Source organism: Nonomuraea sp. NPDC005501, from assembly GCF_040605905.1.
Taxonomy (GTDB): domain Bacteria; phylum Actinomycetota; class Actinomycetes; order Streptosporangiales; family Streptosporangiaceae; genus Nonomuraea.
In genome coordinates, this window is the sequence record NZ_JBEXDT010000062.1 from 1 (window position 1) to 18,542 (window position 18,542).

Annotated in this window: 20 protein-coding genes and 1 pseudogene; 10 read left to right on the forward strand and 11 right to left on the reverse strand. The window is 70.3% G+C overall.

The genetic code is table 11. The features are described from left to right. Positions 1-48: 48 nt before the first annotated feature. Positions 49-1,800 carry a hypothetical protein gene (locus ABZS51_RS26810; protein ID WP_355446301.1) on the reverse strand — a complete coding sequence of 584 codons (1,752 nt, stop codon included), beginning with the start codon at positions 1,798-1,800 and terminating at the stop codon, positions 49-51. 273 nt (positions 1,801-2,073) lie between these two features. On the opposite strand from ABZS51_RS26810, the gene ABZS51_RS26815 reads away from it, so the two are divergent. After that, positions 2,074-3,108 (forward strand): helix-turn-helix transcriptional regulator, encoded by a 1,035-nt coding sequence (locus ABZS51_RS26815; RefSeq protein ID WP_355446304.1) that lies wholly within the window; start codon positions 2,074-2,076, stop codon positions 3,106-3,108. A gap of 59 nt (positions 3,109-3,167) precedes the next feature. Here ABZS51_RS26815 and ABZS51_RS26820 read toward each other — a convergent pair whose 3' ends face one another. The 5 genes from ABZS51_RS26820 to ABZS51_RS26840 form a co-directional block, all read right to left on the reverse strand. Further along, the gene (locus ABZS51_RS26820; protein ID WP_355446435.1) at positions 3,168-3,812 is read right to left on the reverse strand and encodes a DNA alkylation repair protein; all 645 of its coding nucleotides are present in this window, start codon (positions 3,810-3,812) and stop codon (positions 3,168-3,170) included. A gap of 23 nt (positions 3,813-3,835) precedes the next feature. Further along, on the reverse strand, positions 3,836-4,564 hold the full coding sequence (locus ABZS51_RS26825; RefSeq protein ID WP_355446307.1) for a DUF998 domain-containing protein: 729 nt from the start codon (positions 4,562-4,564) through the stop codon (positions 3,836-3,838). Beyond that, positions 4,564-5,217 (reverse strand): SRPBCC domain-containing protein, encoded by a 654-nt coding sequence (locus ABZS51_RS26830; protein ID WP_355446310.1) that lies wholly within the window; start codon positions 5,215-5,217, stop codon positions 4,564-4,566. The genes ABZS51_RS26825 and ABZS51_RS26830 overlap by 1 nt, the downstream gene beginning before the upstream one ends. Further along, the gene (locus tag ABZS51_RS26835; RefSeq protein WP_355446313.1) at positions 5,214-5,621 is read right to left on the reverse strand and encodes a metalloregulator ArsR/SmtB family transcription factor; all 408 of its coding nucleotides are present in this window, start codon (positions 5,619-5,621) and stop codon (positions 5,214-5,216) included. Before ABZS51_RS26835 ends, ABZS51_RS26830 begins: the two co-directional genes overlap by 4 nt. 97 nt (positions 5,622-5,718) lie before the next feature. Then, the gene (locus tag ABZS51_RS26840; RefSeq protein ID WP_355446316.1) at positions 5,719-6,633 is read right to left on the reverse strand and encodes an alpha/beta fold hydrolase; all 915 of its coding nucleotides are present in this window, start codon (positions 6,631-6,633) and stop codon (positions 5,719-5,721) included. Positions 6,634-6,972: 339 nt separating this feature from the next. Here ABZS51_RS26840 and ABZS51_RS26845 point away from each other — a divergent pair, with 339 nt between their 5' ends. The 3 genes from ABZS51_RS26845 to ABZS51_RS26855 are packed head-to-tail and all read left to right on the forward strand — an operon-like array spanning position 6,973 to position 9,601. Further along, positions 6,973-7,794 carry a type II CAAX endopeptidase family protein gene (locus tag ABZS51_RS26845; protein WP_355446319.1) on the forward strand — a complete coding sequence of 274 codons (822 nt, stop codon included), beginning with the start codon at positions 6,973-6,975 and terminating at the stop codon, positions 7,792-7,794. Beyond that, on the forward strand, positions 7,791-8,945 hold the full coding sequence (locus ABZS51_RS26850) for a sensor histidine kinase (protein WP_355446325.1): 1,155 nt from the start codon (positions 7,791-7,793) through the stop codon (positions 8,943-8,945). The genes ABZS51_RS26845 and ABZS51_RS26850 overlap by 4 nt, the downstream gene beginning before the upstream one ends. Further along, positions 8,942-9,601 carry a response regulator transcription factor gene (locus ABZS51_RS26855; RefSeq protein ID WP_355446328.1) on the forward strand — a complete coding sequence of 220 codons (660 nt, stop codon included), beginning with the start codon at positions 8,942-8,944 and terminating at the stop codon, positions 9,599-9,601. Before ABZS51_RS26850 ends, ABZS51_RS26855 begins: the two co-directional genes overlap by 4 nt. 73 nt (positions 9,602-9,674) lie before the next feature. Here the strand turns inward: ABZS51_RS26855 and ABZS51_RS26860 are convergent, their stop codons facing one another. Beyond that, entirely contained in the window at positions 9,675-10,127 is a 453-nt protein-coding gene (locus ABZS51_RS26860; RefSeq protein WP_355446331.1) for a MarR family transcriptional regulator, read from the reverse strand. A 188-nt stretch (positions 10,128-10,315) separates the two neighbouring features. Between ABZS51_RS26860 and ABZS51_RS26865 the strand changes: the two genes are divergently transcribed. The 4 genes from ABZS51_RS26865 (at position 10,316) to ABZS51_RS26880 (ending at position 12,888) form a co-directional block, all read left to right on the forward strand. Further along, entirely contained in the window at positions 10,316-10,738 is a 423-nt protein-coding gene (locus ABZS51_RS26865; RefSeq protein WP_355446334.1) for a VOC family protein, read from the forward strand. 200 nt (positions 10,739-10,938) lie between these two features. Further along, positions 10,939-11,865 (forward strand): zinc-binding alcohol dehydrogenase family protein, encoded by a 927-nt coding sequence (locus ABZS51_RS26870; RefSeq protein ID WP_355446337.1) that lies wholly within the window; start codon positions 10,939-10,941, stop codon positions 11,863-11,865. Positions 11,866-11,875: 10 nt separating this feature from the next. Further along, a complete protein-coding gene (locus ABZS51_RS26875; protein WP_355446340.1) occupies positions 11,876-12,241 on the forward strand; it encodes an NAD-binding protein in 366 nt (121 codons plus the stop codon). Then, complete coding sequence (locus ABZS51_RS26880) at positions 12,238-12,888, forward strand: hypothetical protein (RefSeq protein WP_355446343.1); 651 nt, start codon at positions 12,238-12,240, stop codon at positions 12,886-12,888. Before ABZS51_RS26875 ends, ABZS51_RS26880 begins: the two co-directional genes overlap by 4 nt. A gap of 140 nt (positions 12,889-13,028) precedes the next feature. Here the strand turns inward: ABZS51_RS26880 and ABZS51_RS26885 are convergent, their stop codons facing one another. After that, positions 13,029-13,919 carry a GntR family transcriptional regulator gene (locus tag ABZS51_RS26885; RefSeq protein WP_355446346.1) on the reverse strand — a complete coding sequence of 297 codons (891 nt, stop codon included), beginning with the start codon at positions 13,917-13,919 and terminating at the stop codon, positions 13,029-13,031. 11 nt (positions 13,920-13,930) lie between these two features. After that, on the reverse strand, positions 13,931-15,190 hold the full coding sequence (locus tag ABZS51_RS26890; RefSeq protein WP_355446349.1) for a carotenoid oxygenase family protein: 1,260 nt from the start codon (positions 15,188-15,190) through the stop codon (positions 13,931-13,933). Positions 15,191-15,257: 67 nt separating this feature from the next. Here ABZS51_RS26890 and ABZS51_RS26895 point away from each other — a divergent pair, with 67 nt between their 5' ends. Then, positions 15,258-15,467 (forward strand): hypothetical protein, encoded by a 210-nt coding sequence (locus ABZS51_RS26895; RefSeq protein WP_355446444.1) that lies wholly within the window; start codon positions 15,258-15,260, stop codon positions 15,465-15,467. 17 nt (positions 15,468-15,484) lie between these two features. On the opposite strand, the pseudogene ABZS51_RS26900 reads toward ABZS51_RS26895, so the two are convergent. Then, positions 15,485-15,598: pseudogene (locus ABZS51_RS26900) on the reverse strand (alpha/beta hydrolase); the annotation flags it as partial. 73 nt (positions 15,599-15,671) lie between these two features. On the opposite strand from ABZS51_RS26900, the gene ABZS51_RS26905 reads away from it, so the two are divergent. After that, positions 15,672-16,388 carry a DUF998 domain-containing protein gene (locus ABZS51_RS26905; RefSeq protein ID WP_355446352.1) on the forward strand — a complete coding sequence of 239 codons (717 nt, stop codon included), beginning with the start codon at positions 15,672-15,674 and terminating at the stop codon, positions 16,386-16,388. 85 nt (positions 16,389-16,473) lie between these two features. On the opposite strand, the gene ABZS51_RS26910 is transcribed toward ABZS51_RS26905, so the two are convergent. Further along, positions 16,474-18,333: a serine/threonine-protein kinase gene (locus ABZS51_RS26910; protein WP_355446355.1), complete on the reverse strand. Its 1,860-nt coding sequence runs from the start codon at positions 18,331-18,333 to the stop codon at positions 16,474-16,476. Positions 18,334-18,542 lie beyond the last annotated feature (209 nt).

Genomic DNA, 18,542 nt, shown 5'->3' on the forward strand with positions numbered 1-18,542 from the left:
TTTCGCTGCCTGCACCCATCGGACGCCTCTTCCGCACGTGTTTCCGGGTTATCCCCACTGGTGCCATTGCTCACGCACGTGTACTGCTGTCAGCGCCCTGGCAGCCGCCTCGGGGTGGCGTGCCAGCCACGCCAGCGCGGTGGCGCGCACCGACTTCAGCCGGGCCAGCCACTCGGCCATCAGCACGGCGATCTCCGGGGCGGCGAGCGGAAGCAGCGCCGGAGCGATCGCGCCGGGGTTGCGCCGGGCGCCGGCCAGCACAGGGGGCAGCGCTGCCACCTCGAACCTGGCCACCACCTTCGGCATCCACTCGGAGGCTCCCCACAGGTCGGCCGGGTCCCACTTCGCGACCAACGGTCCGGCCAGCTTCTCGGGCCCGGAGACGAACAGGGCGATCTCGTCGTACCAGTGGCTCGTCCGGCCGTCGGCGATCCCGCCGGCGATCTCTTCCCAGTTCCGGTGCCACGGGCGATCCCACGAGTCCTGCCCCGGCCGGGCGGAACGCCAGTTGTCCCGCTCGCCCGGCCCCCACACCACGGCCGGCTCATCGGCACACACGAGGCCACTCACCACGACCGGCTTGCGGACCGTACGCGGACGGGTCCACGGCGGGCTGATCAGCACCTCGGGCAGGGCTTCGAGCGGAGCGGTGGCGACGGTCGCGGCGGACGCGATCTTGCTGATCCGCTCAGCGGCGGCATCACCGACGCTCGTGAGGACTTCGGCCACCAGGTCGGGATGGGCCAGCACGTGGGCGCGCAGCAGCAGGTCCGCGACCTTGCCGTCGCAGGTGGCCAGCATCCGCATCGCCCGGCGCGGGAACAGGGCCGCCGCGCGCAGGAGCGCCGGCTGGGTGTACCTGTGCTCGATCCGGTCGAGGAGTGCCCGCATCGCCGCGTCGGCCGGCAGCTCGGCGAGCACTCCCAGGAGCCGCCGCTCGCTCTCCGCGTCGTAGAGCTTGTCGAACCAGCCGGCCAGCACCGGCACGGCCGCGTCGCCCATGCCGTCCACGAGGGTGGCGGGCAGAGCCAGGGAGCTCATCACGAAGTAGCCCTGCACGTGGCCCACGATGAGCGCCGCGTGCTCCGGCGTGCTGATCGCGGCGACCAGATTGTGGGCGAGCCCCGGATTGACCTGGCTCACCTCGGCGCAGTCGGCCGCGACCCAGTCGGCCTCGGTCGGCGCCAGGTAGGAAGCCGCCACCCGATGGTGGAGCCCGCCTTCACGGCTCACCGCCAGCGCCGCGACGACCTCGGCGTACTCGGCGTCCGACGCGGCCGCGAGGGCGGCACGGACCCGCCTGGTGAGCTCTGACCGATTCCAGCCGAACCAGTGGTTGTGGGGTTCATGGGGAGCCAGCCGCCGGACCGGCCGGGTGTCCCCGCCGGCATCCCAGTGCAGCGAGGCCAGCTCGGTCACGGCCGTCGCCGCGAACACCAGGCCATGTTCGAGCAGCCAGACTTCGGCGAACAGGGGCAGTAACGTCCGGTCCGCCCATGGCAGGAAACCGGTCATCGCCTCGGCGACCACGGCGGCGCCCAGCGGCGTGGCGGTGGGCTCCCCGGCCAGGTATGCGGCGCCCGCGGCGGCGATCTCCGGGTCGGGACACTTCGCCAGCGAGTCGAGGATCGACTGGCGACGCTCGTCCAGCCTGGCGGCGAGTTCCTTGGGCGCGCCCCCGTCCAGCGCTCTCGCGGGGACCTGCGCACCGCCCCGCCGCGGATGAAGAGTGCGCAGCCAGGCGGCCGGCATCGTCAGCCGGTCCTCGTCCTCGACGCTGCCGCTCGCCGCTGTGCTCATGCCGGTACCTCCGCGCTGTGTTCGAGTAGGGCTGGTCGTTCAGGCGACGGGGTGACCACGCCATCGCCGACGCCTCATCCGTGATCGTCAGCGGCGAGTATTGCGGGCAAGACCGACAAACTCGCGCACACCGCATGCCCGACGGCCGCACGGCGGCGTGGCCCCCTCCGCCCGGAGAGCCGCCCATCGGCCAAAGGGCGCCCAGACGATGCCATCCCCATGGGATGATTTCCGGGCTGGATCAGGATGACGCGAGTCATGATGGGTGGCGGAATGTCCGACGAGAGGGCCGAGCCCGGCCACGGCCGCAATCCGCGCAGGCTGAGCGAGGAGAACGTCGCCCTGCGACTCGCCTGGGAGATGCGCCAGCGGGGCTGGTCCCAGGAGCGGATGGCGCAGGAGCTGACGAACGCCGACTGCCCCACGCACCAGTCGGCGATCTCGAAGATCGTCAACTCCAAGCCGGACGGAAGCCGCCGGGCGATCAGCCTCGACGAAGCGATCGCCATGGCCAAGGTGTTCGGGATTCCCCTGGAAGAGCTTCCGCTGCCCCCGGAAGGAGCCCAGGGCCGAGATCTGCACGAGCTGAGCCGGGCCGTCACCCAAGAAGGACGCGATGCCCGCGAGCAGTACGCGCGATTCGTCCTGGCCTGGGCCCGCCTGCGCCACCGCCTCAGCCGGCAGGACGACCAGACGGCCTACAGAGACTTCCTGAGTACGAGAAGAGTCGACGCCGACAGGACGAGCAAGGCGATCGAGACCTGGCTCGACGCGGACTCGTGGCGGGACGCGACGGCCGCGTACGACGTGCTCGAACGAACCCTGCAGACGATGGGCACCGGCCGGGACCTGACTCCGCCCAGGCAGGAGCGCCGCTGGCGACACAGCGTCGTGGCCGACCTCCTGCGCCTGCGTGACCTGTTCGGCAGGAGAATCCCCGGCAGCCAGGTGCGGGCGGTGCCGGAGCTCATCCAGGACGCCGCGGATGTCCTGATCCGGTCAAGGATGGTCGAGGCTGCCATCCCGGTCATCGACTCCTGTGAACAAGGCCAGGCGCACGCCACCGAAGACGTCGTGGCCGAGATCGACACGAGACTCCAGCAGGTCATCGACCGAGAGCCCCGGGACCGGCTGGACTACCTCGAAAGCCTGGCAGCACGCATCGGACTGCGCTGGAAAGGCAGCCAGACCAAGCCGGACCAGGAAGAACTGGCCGCTCAGCTGGGAGCGAGCCCGGAGGACTACATGGACGCCAAGAAGATCGGCGGCATCTACCGCGGCATAGGAAGTGAGGTGAGCCGTAGATGACCGGTGTCACCTGTCGCGGGTCCTGAGGGGGCGGCGGCACGAGCGCGGCAGGAACCTGTTCACCTGTCGCCCTGTCGGCGCACCATCTCGGTGATCCAGATGGGCGCGAACGGGGACGTGCAGTTCGGAGGAGTCGGGTAGTCCTTGAGCACCTCCAGGCGCTCACCGATGTCGATGGCGCGGGCGCGGTGCTCGGCGTGCTCGATCCCGATCTGAGCCAGGCAGTTGTTCATCGCCCACTGCAGGCGAGCCGGGGCGTCTCTCATCTCCGCCTCGATGACGTCCAGCAGTCCCGCCAGGTCGAGGCCCTCGGGCCTCTTGGCCACGCGTTCGGCGGTCAGCGCCCAGCCGGCACTCGCGACCACCGGATCCGGATCGGCGGACCAGGCCAGGCGCAGCTCCTCGGAGTGCGGGTTCTTCTTCACCACGTAGTTCACGAGCCAGTCGTGCACCTTGGGGGTGCGCGCCTCGCGCACCATGACGTCCAACTCGTCACGCTCGAACGCCTTCGGGCGGCAGATCAGGATCGCCAGCAGTCTCGCTGCGGTGTCAGTCGTCTGCCAGAGCCGGCGCGCGAGTTCCTGCTGCGTCTTCAGCCGCTTCGCGAGCGCGCGCAGCTTGCCGAGGTTCACACCGTGATCGTCACCGTGTTTCTCGTTCACCTCGCGGGTCCTCGGGTCCTCGATCGCGGCCAGCTCGGCCATCACCTCGGCTACCGTCGTCTCAGTCACCTCAGCCTCTTACCCATCAGGTGGATCACCGGCGCGGCGGGTGCCGTCCGGTGGGGCCGATGGTGCGCGGCGAGGAGCGACGCCCATGCCATCGCGAGGGCGATCGCGAGGGCGAAGGCGACGTTGGCGGGGCGGGATCCCTGCAGGGCGAAGATCAGGCTCCAGGTGACGAGGAAGGCCGCGCCGGTCACGCCGCTGAAGGCCGCCCAACCGGTACGGCCGGCCGCGACGAACCGCCGGGCGAGGACGAAGCACGCGGCGACGAGCGCGAGGAAGGCGATCGCGGAGACCAGCAGGTGCACCGCCGCGTGCCAGCTCATCATGGTCGGAAGGCCCCTCGGAGTGCCCGGCGGGAAGCCGTCGGCCGGGTCGGCGGAGAAAGCGGCCGCCGCCGGCATCCCGGCACCGAAGGCACCGATCAACCGTGGCCCCCACGTGCCTCCCGGACCCGCTGACGGGCCGAGGACCCGGTGCAGCCCGATCGCACCCGCCACGAACAGCAGACCGCTGACCACGAAGTTGGCGATCTGGATCCAGCCTTCGTCACCGTTGCTCAGCATGCTGGCCGGGTGCCGGCTGATGTCGAATCCCTCCCTGGTGAGCAGCTGCAGGACGACCACGACGATGTAAAGCGGTCCGGCGACAATGCCGCAGGTCAGCAGGGCTCTCGTCGATCCGGTGGCCACCGCGGGCGCCCTGCCGCTGGAGGTCACGTCGTGGGTCATCAGCGGTCGCCGCTGGTCTCGGGGGCGAAGTGCCGCACCGCGAACGCGACGGCCGCGGAGATGTCGTCGTCACCGGTTCCCCAGGCAGCCTGGATCGGGGGTCCCCAGGCGTGGCAGCTGCGGACGGCGAATTCCTTGCCCTCGGGCGTGTCCTGCCAGGTGGCGGGGTCGAACGTCACGCCGTTCAGGAAGAGGTCGAGGCCGAGCAGCGCGAGGTCCCAGCCGCAGCCGATTCCGATCGTGCCACCGGGACCGTAGGTGCGCACGAGCTCGTCGACGATCTGGGCGGGTGAGGCGTGCTCCAGCTCGAAGATGGTGCGGCCGTCGTCGCCGGGCGCCAGGCGCACCTCGACCTCGGTCGGCATGCCCTCGCCGAAGACCCAGGTCACCTTGATCAGACGGGGCTTCTCGCAGCGCAGGATCTCGCCACCGGCGTTGTCCTTGAGCTGGAACGTGCCGCCGACCCGCAGGTCGCCCTCGACCTGGCCCAGCCATCGGCCGAGCCGCTCCAGGTCGGTGCAGGCGCTCCAGACGTCTTCGATCGGGGCGTCGTAGACCCGGCGCAGCAGCACCGACCGCCCTTCTCCGGTGGCGACCGCCTGATTGCCGATCTCCCGCTGAGTGGCGTTGATCTGGTTGATGACGTCGATCACGTGTCCTCCTCGCTGACAGACTCAGTCTCCTGACGACGATCCGGTGTCCCGGCTGCGTTTCCACCGTTGTCGCGCTGTTCGCGGCGCTCGCGTTTGCCGCGGACGAGTTCGGCGGCCAACGCGTCCATGCGCTGGCTCCAGAACTGCCGGAAGCGCTCCAGCCAGATGTCGACCTCCTGCAGAGGTGCTGCCTCCACCGCGTAGAGGCGCCGCGTACCGTCCGGACGGACGGTGACGAAACCCGACTCCCTCAGCACGCGCAGGTGCTGCGACACCGCGGGCGGCGAGATGCCGAACTCCGCCCGGACGACCTCACTGATGGCGCCGGCGGCCTGCTCTCCGTCGGCGAGCAGCTCCAGTATCCGGCGACGCACCGGGTCGCCGAGGACATCGAAAGCGTGCACCCAGAAACTATGTCAGCCACAGCTTAATTAAGTCAAGCCTTAAGGAGTCGCGGGGCGCGGGCGGCGCCGGCCGGGCACTGCGCCGCTTCCCGCAGCATTACTCGCCATGCGCCTGACGTGCGGCCTGCGCGGTGACGCGTTCGATGGCCTGGACGGCGACGTCGGGCTCGTCGACGTAGATGTAGTGCCCGCTGTTGGCGGCCGTGCTCAGCTTGGCGGCGCTGGACAGCCCGAGCCACTTGCGCTGGCCCACGGCCCACGCCTTCTCCAGGCGCGACCCGTACTCGGGGATGGCTTTGAGGTAGGGCTTGCCGTGCTTGACGACCTCGACCGGGATGTTCCCCGCGGAGCGGACCTCGCCGTCGGCGACGGTGAGCTTCTCCGGGTTCTGGCCCTGGAAGACCGCGAGGTTCTGCGCGCGCAACTCGGCCGCCGGGCCCTTGGCCGACTCGGGGATCGACTTCTTGATGTCGTCCAGCATCGTGGGCGGAGTGGCGTCCAGCAGGACCAGCCCCTTGACCCGGTCCTTGTGGTCGGGGGCGTACCTGGCGGCGATCAGCCCGCCCAGCGAGTGGCCGGCCAGGACGACCGGGTTGTCACCGGCGACGCGGTCGAGCACCCCGGTCAGGATCTTGCCGGTGCCGGCGAAGCTCTGCGGGCCGTCCGGTTGGTCGCTCCCGCCCGAGCCGAGCCGGTCGTAGGAACAGACGCGGTTCCGCTTGCTCAGCGTCTTCTGGACGGCGGCCAGCTTGTCCAGCCCGTCGCCTGCCCCGTGCATCAGGACGATGACCGGCCTGCCTTTCTCCGGGTCGCCCGAACAGGACACGTTCACCGACCGGCCCGCCACCTCGATCTTCTTGGTCCCCGAGATCGGGGCGGCCTGGGCCGTCCGCGTGGCCGGGGCCAAGGGGTCCCAGTTCTCCATCGCGTCGCCGTCGCAGCCGGCGACCCCCGCGCCGAGCACGGTGCAGCACAGCGTGGTCACGGCGGCTGTCTTGATCTTGCGGAGCATGAGGTCCTCCAGTGAGGGAGTGGATGCGGGGGTGAGGCGCACGGCTGCGCAGTGGAAAGCGCGGGACGCCGTGGCCGCGTCGTAACGCTACGGATCGGGCGGTCCGAGATCGTCCCCGCACGGTGGACATTCACCGGTAGCTCGGGCGGGGGACAAAGCGGGTCCGCCGGTGAGGGCCGCGACCGCCCCGCTCTGCCGTACGACGAATCGCATGTGCGCCTGTCCCCCGTGCGAGCTACCCGCGAGTGTCCACCGCGCGGGGACGATTCCAGGCCGCCGAATCCCTAGCGTTTCCGGCGTAGCGGCGGCATCCCGTCGCGGAATCCCCAGGGAGTAGTCATGCGGTTGTTCAAACAGCTCGTGCCCGTCGCGGTGGTCGCCTTCGTCGGCAGCGCGATCGTGGGCGCGGTCCAGGGGAGCCCGCTCCTCACTCTGCTCCTCGGCGTCGCGACGGCCGTGCTCGCCATGTTCGTGTACGCCCGCGTGGTGCGGTGGTCCGAGCGCCGCGCACCTGTGGAGGTGGCGGCGCGAGGCGCCGCCGGCGCCATCGCGCGAGGCACGCTGCTCGGGGTCGCGCTGTTCGCGGCCGTCATCGCGAACATCGCTCTCGTGGGCGGCTACCGCATCGACGGCCAGGGCTCGCCGGCGGGCGCGGCCGGGCTGTTCGGCTTCATGGCCGCCGCCGCGGTGACGGAGGAGCTGCTGTTTCGCGGCATCCTGTTCAGGATCGTCGAGGAACGCACGGGGACGTGGCCGGCGCTGGCGCTGACCGGTGTCCTGTTCGGCCTGTCGCACCTGTTCAACCCGCACGCCAACCTGTGGGGGGCGATCGCCATCGCGATCGAGGCGGGCGGCATGCTCGCCGCCGCCTACGCCGCCACCCGCACCCTGTGGGTGCCGATCGGCGTGCACTTCGGCTGGAACTTCGCGGCGGCCGGCATCTTCGGCACCGAGGTCTCGGGCAACGGCGCGACGCAGGGGCTGCTGCACGGCGTGACGTCGGGCCCAGCCCTGCTCACGGGCGGCGAGTTCGGGCCGGAGGCGAGCCTGTACGCGGTGGTGTCCGGCCTGCTGCTGATGGTCGTGTTCATGTGGCTGGCCCGCCGGCGCGGCAACGTGGTCCCGATGCGGCGCGGCGCGACCACTACGCTCGCCCAATGATCGATCTACGGCGGGTCACGGACCTGTGGCGGCGGTGCGACGTCGTGGTCCGGGATTTACCGTTCGGGCTGCTGCTGGCCGTCGCATCGCTCCTGCCGGCGCTCTACGGCAAGGGGACCCAGGTCGGCGACCTGCCGACCCGGCCCTTCGACGCGCTGGCGTTCGTGGTGATCGCCTTGGAGACCCTTCCGCTCGCCGTGCGCCGGCGCTGGCCGGCCGTGTGCCTGGCTCTGGTCTCGCTCGGTTTCGCCCTCGACCAGTTGCACGCCTACCACGTGTTGGCGAGCAACGCGATGCCCATCGCGCTGATCAGCGCGGGCGCCCACCTGGAACGCCACCGGCGCGTCACCGTGATCATCCTCTCCATGGCGTACGTGCCGCTGGCGTTCGCGCTCGACCGGCTCGGCGCGACCGAGAAGGTGGAAGGGTACGTGGTGTTCTACCTGGCCCTGGCCCTCGCGTGGGGCATCGGGGCCTGGCTGCGCTCCACCCGCGCCGCCGAGGCGGAACACCGCCGCCACGTCGCCGAGGCCACCCGTGCCGCCGAACGCACCCGGATCGCCCGCGAGCTCCACGACGTCGTGACGCACCACGTGACGGCGATGGTCGTGCAGGCCGAGGCGGCCCGCTACCTGATGGCCGCGCCCGATCGCCTCGACGCGACGCTGAGCGCCGTCACCGACACCGGCCGGCGGGCCATCACCGATCTGCGGCACATGCTCGACCTGCTCAAAGCCGATCACGACACCGACGTCAGCGTGCCCTCCGCCGGCGAGCTGCACACGCTCGTGGAGCAGACCCGCCAGGCCGGGCAGCCGGTGGAGTTCGCCGAGGAGGGCAGTCCGGCGGAATCGGCGGGCAGCGCCGAGTTCGTGACCTATAGGGTCGTCCAGGAGGCCCTGACGAACGCCCTCAAACACGCCCACGGCACCCGCACAGTGGTCCGGGTGCGTTACGGCGAGAAGGAGATCAGCGTGGAGGTCAGCACCGACGGCGCCGGCTCCCGGGCCGTCTCTCCCGGCGGGAGCGGGCGGGGGCTGGCCGGGCTCCGGGAGCGCGTGGACGCCCTGGGCGGCGAGTTCAGCGCCGGCCGGCAAGCGGGTGGCGGCTTCGTCGTACGGGCCCGCATCCCCGCGGAGAGCCCGTCGTGACGGCGCCGGTCCGGGTCCTGGTCTGCGATGACCAGGCGCTGATCCGCACCGGGTTCGCGACGATCATCGATGCGCAGCCGGACCTGGAGGTGGTGGGCGAGTGCGGCGACGGCCGTGCCGCGGTGGACCTGGCCCGCCGGCTGAGCCCCGACATCGTGGTGATGGACGTGCGGATGCCGGTGCTCGACGGCATCGAGGCGACCCGCCTGCTGGCCGGCGCCGGGGTGGAGCATCCGGTCAAGGTGCTCGTGGTGACGACGTTCAACCTGGACGAGTACGTCTACGAGGCGCTGCGGGCCGGCGCGAGCGGGTTCCTGCTCAAGGACGCCCCGCCGGCGCAGCTGCTGCACGGCATCCGCACCGTCGCGGCGGGCGCCGCGCTGCTGGCGCCCGAGGTGACGCGGCAGCTCGTCGGCAGGTACGCGTCCCGCATCCGCCCCTCCCGCGACAGGCCGGACGACACCGCGCTGACGCCGCGCGAGCTGGAGGTGCTGCGCCTGATCGCCGACGGCCTGTCCAACAGCGAGATCGCCGCCACCCTGGTGATCAGCCAGGAGACGGTCAAGACGTACGTGTCGCGCATCCTCACCAAGCTCGGCCTGCGTGACCGCGTGCAGGCGGTGGTCTACGCCTACCGCAGGGGCCTGGTGACCTGAGGCGCACCGCCCGGCCACCTCGATGGGGCGAACGTCGCAGACGTCAGGAACCGTACGTGGCCCTGTGCGACCATCAGCGCTCGGCCGTCGGCCCCTCCACGGCCTGTGCGGGCGACGAGCGGGCCGAGACGACGTCGAGCAGGCTGACGAGCCGATCGAGCTGTTCCGGATTCAGGCGGCCGGTCGCGGGCGTCAGGGCACGCCGGATGTCGTCCACCACGCGTTCCGCGAGTTCGTGCCCGGCAGGGGTCATGTAGACCTCGACGACCCGGCCGTCATAGGGGTTCTTGCCGCGTGTCAGCAGCCCCCGGCGCTGGGCGCGGTCGATGAGGCCGGACATCGTGGACTTGTCCAGGCCGAGGTAGTCGGCCAGTTCGGTGATGCGGGCCCGGCGGTCGCGGAGGATGCCGAGCACCCGTAGCTGGGTGAGCGACAGATCATGCTCGCCGCCGATGCGGGTCAGCACGCCTGCCACCTCGAAGGTGGTCCGGACGAGGGCGTCCATGGCATCGTCGGCGGTCCTCATGCCGTCATGCTAGCCCGGCATGGTTTGCAATACCAACCATGCCGGGGCGAAGGCCTCCTGGTCGTCGACCAGCGTGTTCCCGGCACGTTTTCCACTCTCCCGCAGTAGCGGCCACTTCCTGACCCCTACCCCTGTGACTGTTGTCCCGTGTGAGGCGCTGCACAGCGTCCAGAACCGATAGGAGCGACATGTCCGTCCAGTCCGTCACTCATCTGAACTTCCGGGGCGACGCCCGCGCGGCGCTGGAGTTCTACCAGTCCGTCTTCGGCGGTCACCTGTCCGTCGTCACGTACAAGGACGCCGGGAACCCGCAGGGCGCGGCCGAGGCCGACCAGGTGATGTGGGGCCAGGTGGTCTCGGACCGCGGCTTCCACGTGATGGCCTATGACGTGCCCTCGCGGTTGCCGTGGGACCGGGGCGAGAACTCGTTCTTCCTGTCCGTGCGCGGCGACAGCGCGGAGGAGATCACCGCCTACTGGGAGAAGCTCTCCGAGGGGGCGAGCATCGCGCAGCCGCTCGGACCCGCGCAGTGGGCTCCGCTCTACGGCATGCTGACCGACCGCTTCGGCGTCGTCTGGGTCGTGGACGTCGCGAGCGAGTACAACGGCTGAGCAGCGGGAGCGACCAGCATGAGAACGCGGCCCCTGGGGCGGACCGGGATCCAGGTCCGCCCATGCCGCCCGCACAGGAGGTGACTCCGCAGGGGGCGTGATCGACGGATACGGCATCGATCACGCCGCAGCGGTTGACAAGGTTTGTATTACCAACAATCATAGGAGTAGTTGGTAAAACAAACCTTCCGGAGGTCACCATGCACGCTGCCGTCATCCAGGCCGCCGACGCCCTGCCGGTCTATCGCGACCACCCCGACCCCGCGCCACGCCACGGCGACGAGATGGTCGTCGAGGTCCTCGCGACCGGCCTGCACCATCTGACCAGGGCCAAGGCGAACGGCTCGCACTACTCCGCCGACGGCGTGTACCCGCTGGTCCCCGGCGTCGACGGCGTCGTACGGGACGAGGAGGGCAACATCCGCTACGTGGTCGTGGACGACACCCCGCTGGGGACGTTCGCCGATCGCACCCTCATCGACCCTCGCCGCAGCGTGATCCTGCCCGGCGGCATCGACCCCGTGCGGATCGCCGCCGCGATGAACCCGGCCATGTCGTCCTGGGTCGCGCTGCGCCGGCGCGTCGACTTCCAGGCCGGCCGGCGCGTCCTCGTCCTGGGCGCCACCGGCAATGCCGGACGGATGGCGGTCCAGATCGCCAAGCTGTTCGGCGCCGCCCAGGTCATCGCCGCCGGCCGCGACACCACCCGCCTGAGCGCGCTGACCGCGCTCGGCGCCGACGAGACGATCACGTTCGACCAGATCGGCCGCGCGGCCGACGTCGATGTGGTCATCGATTACGTGTGGGGTGAGCGGGCCGCCGGCGCCATGATGGCGATGCTCACCGCCCGCGGCGACCGCTCCGCCCCGCTGGCCTGGATCCAGATCGGATCCATCGCCGGCCAGAGCGCGCCGATCCCCTCCGTGGCACTGCGCTCCGCCCGCCTGCAGATCGTCGGCAGCGGCATCGGCTCGGTCCCCGCCCGGGACTTCCTCGCCGAACTGCCGGAACTGGCCTCAGCGGTGGCCGCGGGCGCGATCGACGTACGGGCCCGCGCCGTCCCCCTCGCCCAGGTCACGCAGGCGTGGACCGCCGAGACCGACGACCGCGTCGTCTTCGTCCCCTGAGGAGCGAGCCATGACCTCGTCGAGCAGCAGCAGGAAACGGGCCCTGGTCGTCGGCCTCGGCGTCAGCGGCATCGCCACGGCGATCGGCCTCCGGCGCATCGGCTGGGAGCCGGTGATCGTGGAGAGAGCGCCGGGCCGCGGCGACGTGGAACGGGCCGCCTTCGCCGCGCTCCCGCACGACGTGGAGATCCGTTACGCGACGACCCCCACCCACATCGAGCAGGACGCCTCCGGCGCCGAGGTGACCCTCGAACACGACGGTGGATCCGTGACCGAGCGATACGACCTGGTCGTGGGCGCCGACGGGTTGCGGTCCACGTCCGGCGTCTCGTCTTCGGCCCGCACGACAGATATCTGCACCGGCTCGGCTACATGATCGCGGCGACGATGCTGCCGGGTCCGGTCGGCGGGCTCTCCCCGCACGAGGGGGCGAGCCTCCTTGAGCCGGGCCGGGCCATGTGGGTCTTCCCGTTCGCCGATCACCCGCCCACCGTGCTCTTCTCCTACCGCACCGACGACGTCGACGCCGAGTTCACCGGCCGGCCCGCCGAACGGGTCCGCGCCGCGTACGGACCTCAGCCCACGGGCCGGCGGCTCGGCGAGGCGCTCGATACGCTCGACTCCGCCGACGAGTTCCTGTTCGACTCGGTGGAGCAACCCCGCATGGACGCCTGGTCGCACGGCCGGGTCGTACTGGTCGGCGACTCCGCGTGGTGCCCCAGCCTCTACGCCGCCATGGGGATCTCCGCCGGGCTCGCCGGCATGCTGCACCGCCACCCCGGCGACATCCGCGGCGCTCTGCGCGCCTGGGAGGCACAGCTTCGCCCGCACATGACCTACTACCAGGCCGACGGCGTCGAACAGGGGTATTTCTTCACCCCGGACAACCAGCGGCAGGTCACCCTCCGGCCCCTCATGGGGCACAGCCTCCGGCTTCCGGTGATCGGCAACGCCTTGCGCTCCCTGCGAAGCGGCAGCAGGTCCATCCGGGAACGGGAACGGGACATCGCCCACGCCGGCTGACAAGAGCCCGGTCCGCGGGCTCGCATTCGGACGATCAGGCCATCCGGCCCTCTGCGCGAGTGCCACTGTTCGTGGCCACCACCACGCGAGGGGGACCGTCGGCAACGAGCAGCCCGCGTCCCGGCGGCTTCCGCCTGCGCTCACCGGCGCATCTCCCGGGGCGCGATCACGGTGGCCAGGCCGTCCAGCAGGCGTTCGAGGCCGAAGGTGAACAGTGATTCCAGGTCGAGCTCCGCGCCCGGCTCCGCGACCTGGGCGATCAGCGGCCCGTCGACGGACAGCTTGGCCTTGCCCCACTGCCTGCTGGTCATCCCAGTGTCCAGCTCGGCGATGGCCTCGCTCTCGATGTTGATCGCCGTCCCCCGGACGTAGTTCACCATCGTGCCGTAGACGTGCACGCGGGTGATCGGGTCCAGGCCGAGGCCGTCGAGCGCGCGCAGGGTCCATACCCCGTACGCGAGCTGCCCGGGCAGTGTGGCCGGCCGGGTGATGGACACGAGCCGTGGCAGCCAGGGATGGCGCTGGTAGGCCGCCCACTGCAGCTGGGCGGCCACCCGCAGGTGGGAACGCCATCCCGGCGGCGGCTCCGGATAATCGATCTCGGCGAACGCGGCGTCGGCGATCAGCTGGGTGAGCTCGGCCTTGGCCTCGAGGTGCCGGTAGAGGGCCATGGTGGCGACGCCGAGCTTGGCCGCCACCGCCCGCATGGACAGTGCGGCCAGGCCGTCGGCGTCGGCGATCTCCATGGCCACCCGGACGACGCGGTCGCGTTCGAGACCCCCGGCCGAACGGGAGGGCAGTCTCCGGGGAGCGACCACGGCGCCGACCCGAGACACCGACTCGATGGCACCAGCCTGCTTGAGCGCGGCCAGCGCCTTGGTGGCCGTCGCCATCGCGACGCCCCACTCGCGCATGATCGCCCTGGTCGTCGGAACGGGAGCGCCGGGCTGCAACTCCCCGTCGGCGATGCGCCGCTCGATGGCGGCGACGATCCGGAGGTACGGCGGTTGCGGATCGTTCACGACGGCCATGCTGCCACGTCTCAGCGGTCAGGCAGCCAGTTGCCGTGCAGACCGAGCGGCACTCTGACAGGGAGGTGGACGCGCGCGACGGGCTCACCGGTGAAGTCCTGGGCTGAAAGGATCACCAGGTCGCTGGCGCTTCGGCGAGGATTGTGCACGTATGTGAGCAGGTACCCCTCGTCCTCCCCTTGCCCCGCGGCGGCGAACACGGCCTCTCCGACCGCCTCGTCCCTGCCGAACCCGTGTACTTCTTTCGTCCCTCGAACCAGGTCGTGCTTGACCAGGGCGTTGGTGAAAGCGTCGTCCGGCGCGATGCCCTCGGGCGCGAACGGAATCCCGTACAGGGCTGTCGCGGCCGAGTAGCCGTATCGGTACGGGCGGGTGGTACGTGCCTCGTTCACACGCGGGAAATCCTGCGGCCGGTCGTCGATGCGCTGCTGGTGGATCTTGTCCGGTGTGATCGTCCAGCGGTCCAGCGTGGGCCGGATCGCTCCGGGGTCGGCGGGATCGAACGGCCCCTCGGCCGTGACCAGGTCGACCACGATCGCGTCGCCGTCGTCGTAGGCGTTGAGCGTGTGGCTGACATGGATCGGGTCGATGTCGAGCCAGCGCACCTCACCACCGGTCCGCGGCATGACCCCGACGCGCGTCGGGTGCCCCGGCAGCCACCGGCACTCGAACCCGTCGAAACCCAGCGGCGTGTCCCACAACACCACGTGCTTCTCGGTGAGCGCGAAGTCGTGCATGAACGGCGTCCGCGCCATGGGGACGGTGGTGGTCTGGACGACACTTCCCCCGGGGTCGGTCACGATGTACTGGACGTAGTCGCGGCCCGGCATGTACGACAGCGAATGCAACTCGCCGGTGAGCGGGTCGTGCTTGGAGTGCGCCCCCGCCGTGAACCCCTCCGCGGTCCCACCCAGCTCACACAAGCCCACGGTGTTCAGCTCCTCGTCCAACTCGGCGGGCGGCAGGCCACCCTCCGCCAAGGCGAAGGTGCGCTGAGCGTGCTCGATCACGTGCACCATGGGCGCGAAGCCCGGTGTGCGCACGAAGCGGTTGCGGTACCACTCGGCCCGGCCGTCACGCAGCCGTACCCCGTGCACCATGCCCTGGCCCATGCCCCAGATGTGCACAACGGGGTCTTCGACGCCCAGCGGGTTGGGCCCGTTGCGCAGGTAGCGGCCGTTGAGCTCGGCCGGGATCCGCCCGGTGACAGGCAGGTCGTAGGCGGTGACTTCTTCAGTAAGGGGCGCAAATGGCCCTTCCAGATACTTCATGTGGACACCGTACGCAGGAGAACGCCTGATCCCACGGCAGCAGCGGGAAATGCCCTACTGTGCACTAGTGCAACAGCACGACCGCGCCCAGGAGGCGGCCGGGGTGCCGGGCCACCATCTCGAGGGCGATGATCGCGCCGCTGCTGTTGCCGAAGACGTGCGCGTGCTCGAAACCGTAGTGGTCGAGGATGGCGATCGCGTCGCCGGCTTGCCGGGAGACGGTGATCGAGGCGCTGGGGTCGGTGAACGGGCTGCGGAGTGGCCGCGCCGGTCGTAAGTGATCACGGTGAAGGTCCTGGCCAGAAGCCGGACCACGGCCGCGTACATTCCGGCGTCGCCTCCGCCGCCGGGGATCAGCACAAGCGGGTGTCCGGTGCCGGTCCGATCCACGTGCAGCCGCGCCCTCATGAGTCCACCTCGCTACGGTGTATCCGACGTCTACATCGTAGACATGGTCGACAGCTCACACCAAGGAGATGCGATGTCCGGCCCGACAAGACCCACGCAAGAGCGGATCCGGATGCTCTTAATCTGCGGATTCGCTCCGCTGATGTTCGTTGCGGTGATCCTCCTGGACGGCGCACTGCAGCCGGGCTACGACCCGATCAACCGCTGGGGCAGTGAACTCAGCAATGGCGACTGGGGCTGGGTCCAGATCGCCAACTTCGTTGTCACTGGCTTGCTGACCATGGCGTTCGCGGTCGGGGTGCGTCGCGCGCTGGGCAGCGGCCCGGGTTCGAGGGCGATACCGATCTTCACCGGCGTCCTCGGCGGCTGCCTCATCGTCGCCGGGGTGTTCGTCACGGACCCGAACCCCGGCTTCCCGCCCGGCGTACAACCGCCTGCTGAGTCCAGCCTGCATGGCTGGATCCACAACCTGAACTTGTTCCCGGCCTGGGCGGCGCTAACGGCGGCCATCCTCATGACCGCCTATCGCGGGATCGCCCGCAAGGAGGGACTGACATGGATCCTCATCACCATCATGGCCGGGATCTTGACCCCGCTGACACTGTATGTCGCCGCACAGCGCTTCAGTTTCGACACCCTCTCGGGAGACGGCCACGGTTTGTGGCAGCGCATCAGCCAGGCGATCGGCTTCGGCTGGTATGCCCTGTACTCGGCACGCCTGCTCCGTGACAGCGGGCGAACCTCGCCTCCCGGAATCGCCGATCAGCGTTCCACCGCTCCACGGTCCTAGCGACCGGGTGCGATTGCCGACAGCTGACCACCTGCCGGGGTGGCAGCCGCTCGGAGTTGGTCCTGCCGGGGGTGTCGGCCGCCGCTCAGAAGCCGTGATGGACGATCCCGGCTTTGGTGACGGCGCCGTGCTTCAGGCCCTGAGCAGCGAGGATGTCTGCGTACTCACCGCTGGCGATCAGCTTGTCGAGGGCCTTCATGAGTGCGTCGCGCAGAGCGGTGTCCGAGCTGTCCACGGCCATGCCGAGGGGGATGTCATCGGTCAGGTCGACCTTCGGCAGGTGGAGCTCGCCGTCGGAGTCTCGCGCTTCCCTGACGGCGAACGGGAGCTCGGTGATGCGCCCATGCAGTGTGTCCGTGCGGAGAGCCTCGTCGATCGGGTGCGGCCCGCACAGCTCGGTGGAGGTCTTCTTGACCGCCTCCTCGACGAAGCCGTGGTTCAGGAAAGAGAAGTTCTTGCCGCAGAGGTCGGCCTTCGACCGAATGTCCTGGGCTGTCTCCCACGGGGCGACGACGGCGTACCCGACGTCGAAGTAGTGGATGAGGGCCAAGTCCTGCTCGTCCCCGTCGAAGGCGTCCGGGCCGCCCGGCATGGCCACGTCGAACGTTTCGGCGGGAGGACCCGGGTCCTCCCGGTTCAAGAGGCCGTCGACCATGGCACTGGGGCCTTCGACGGTGAAGAGCTCCACTTTCAAGCCGAGTTGATCACCGAGTGCGCGGGCCAGATCGGGGCCGATGGTGGGGGTGTCGCCGTCGGACGGGGATACCGTTCCGTCGTTCACCGCGACCTTGAGGGTTCCCGGTTCCCACAGGCCGAGTCTGTTCGTTCGGGCGCTGCTGCGGCTCGGGTTCGCCGACCCTTCCGCGTCATCGAACGGGCCTTTGAAGAGGTAGACCGTCGTTGCTGTCAGCGCCAAGGCCAGCGCCGCCGACCCCACGGTCAGCCAGGTCCGCCGGCGTCGGGACGAGGGGGAGGGCGACGAAGAGGGCGGTGCGGCAGACGGGGTGTCGGGTTCGGCCGCTAAGGCGGTGGTCCTGGCGGGCGGGCCGGCATTCGGGAGCCACACGGTCGGTCCGGTGCCCTCCGCGACGGCGGTCAGCATCGCGTCGAGCCGTTCGGCCGAGGGCCGTTGTGCCGGATCGACGACGAGGAGTTCCGTCAACACGGGGGCCAGAGCCCCGGCCCGGACAGGCGGTGGTACCTCGCCGTCAAGGACGGCGGCCATGGTGGCAAGCGCGGTCGGCCGTCGCATGGGGCTGTGGCCCTCGATGCAGACATACAGCATGATGCCCAGCGACCAGAGGTCCGAGGCGGGGTCGTCGTCCTTGCCCCTGATGCGCTCGGGTGCGATGTACTCGGGCGTGCCGATGAGCTCACCGGTCGCGGTCAGCGTCGCGGATGCGCCCGTGGCGAGGGCCGGGTCGGTCCGCTGGAGGGCGGCGATGCCGAAGTCGGTGAGCACCGCGTTGCCGTCCGGGCGCAGCAGCACGTTGGCGGGTTTCACGTCGCGGTGGCAGATGCCGGCGGCGTGTGCGGTGCGCAGTGCGGCCAGTACCTGCCGACCGATGCGAGCGCCCTCCCGCGGCTCCAGCTGCGTCCCTTGGTCCAGGAGATCCGCCAGGCTGCCGCCCGGCACCAGCTCCATCACGAGCCAGGGGAAGGAGCCCTCGGTGCCTTCCACGACATGATGGATCGTCACCACGTGCGGGTTGCTGATCCGAGCCAGGGCACGGGCCTCACGCAGCACGCGTTCGCGCAGCACTCCGGTGGCCCCGGCGCGCTCGGGAGCGAGATCCGGAGCCGGTGGGGTGACCTGCTTGACGGCGACCTCGCGGTGCAGTACCAGATCACGCGCCCGCCACACGGTGCCCATCCCGCCGCTGCCCAGCCGCTCCACCAACTCGAAGCGCCCGTCCAGGACTTCACCGCTCCGGCCCTCGATCATGCGTGCAGAGTAGTGGACCGTCCGTGCCCCGGCCCCACATCGACCACACGGACCGCAACGCGTCTCAGATCAGCTCAGTGATCCACCCCCGGGAGCGCCCGCGTTCCAGCCAGCACTTCAAGAGATGTCAGCGTCCGCGCATACCGTTGACCCACCCCTTGAACGTCAACCACGACGGGGGCGGATGTCTTTGACGGCGCTACATCCCG

What these genes read in the sequence shown, in the direction of transcription:
- ABZS51_RS26880 (WP_355446343.1), top strand. Translation starts at nt 12,238, where the DNA reads ATGATCGCGGCGACGATGCTGCCGGGTCCGGTCGGCGGGCTCTCCCCG.
- ABZS51_RS26840 (WP_355446316.1), bottom strand. Translation starts at nt 6,633, where the DNA reads ATGCTCCGCAAGATCAAGACAGCCGCCGTGACCACGCTGTGCTGCACC.
- ABZS51_RS26865 (WP_355446334.1), top strand. Translation starts at nt 10,316, where the DNA reads ATGTCCGTCCAGTCCGTCACTCATCTGAACTTCCGGGGCGACGCCCGC.
- ABZS51_RS26890 (WP_355446349.1), bottom strand. Translation starts at nt 15,190, where the DNA reads ATGAAGTATCTGGAAGGGCCATTTGCGCCCCTTACTGAAGAAGTCACC.
- ABZS51_RS26910 (WP_355446355.1), bottom strand. Translation starts at nt 18,333, where the DNA reads ATGATCGAGGGCCGGAGCGGTGAAGTCCTGGACGGGCGCTTCGAGTTG.
- ABZS51_RS26825 (WP_355446307.1), bottom strand. Translation starts at nt 4,564, where the DNA reads ATGACCCACGACGTGACCTCCAGCGGCAGGGCGCCCGCGGTGGCCACC.
- ABZS51_RS26875 (WP_355446340.1), top strand. Translation starts at nt 11,876, where the DNA reads ATGACCTCGTCGAGCAGCAGCAGGAAACGGGCCCTGGTCGTCGGCCTC.
- ABZS51_RS26820 (WP_355446435.1), bottom strand. Translation starts at nt 3,812, where the DNA reads ATGGCCGAGCTGGCCGCGATCGAGGACCCGAGGACCCGCGAGGTGAAC.
- ABZS51_RS26905 (WP_355446352.1), top strand. Translation starts at nt 15,672, where the DNA reads ATGTCCGGCCCGACAAGACCCACGCAAGAGCGGATCCGGATGCTCTTA.
- ABZS51_RS26870 (WP_355446337.1), top strand. Translation starts at nt 10,939, where the DNA reads ATGCACGCTGCCGTCATCCAGGCCGCCGACGCCCTGCCGGTCTATCGC.
- ABZS51_RS26810 (WP_355446301.1), bottom strand. Translation starts at nt 1,800, where the DNA reads ATGAGCACAGCGGCGAGCGGCAGCGTCGAGGACGAGGACCGGCTGACG.
- ABZS51_RS26885 (WP_355446346.1), bottom strand. Translation starts at nt 13,919, where the DNA reads ATGGCCGTCGTGAACGATCCGCAACCGCCGTACCTCCGGATCGTCGCC.
- ABZS51_RS26815 (WP_355446304.1), top strand. Translation starts at nt 2,074, where the DNA reads ATGTCCGACGAGAGGGCCGAGCCCGGCCACGGCCGCAATCCGCGCAGG.
- ABZS51_RS26845 (WP_355446319.1), top strand. Translation starts at nt 6,973, where the DNA reads ATGCGGTTGTTCAAACAGCTCGTGCCCGTCGCGGTGGTCGCCTTCGTC.
- ABZS51_RS26850 (WP_355446325.1), top strand. Translation starts at nt 7,791, where the DNA reads ATGATCGATCTACGGCGGGTCACGGACCTGTGGCGGCGGTGCGACGTC.
- ABZS51_RS26860 (WP_355446331.1), bottom strand. Translation starts at nt 10,127, where the DNA reads ATGAGGACCGCCGACGATGCCATGGACGCCCTCGTCCGGACCACCTTC.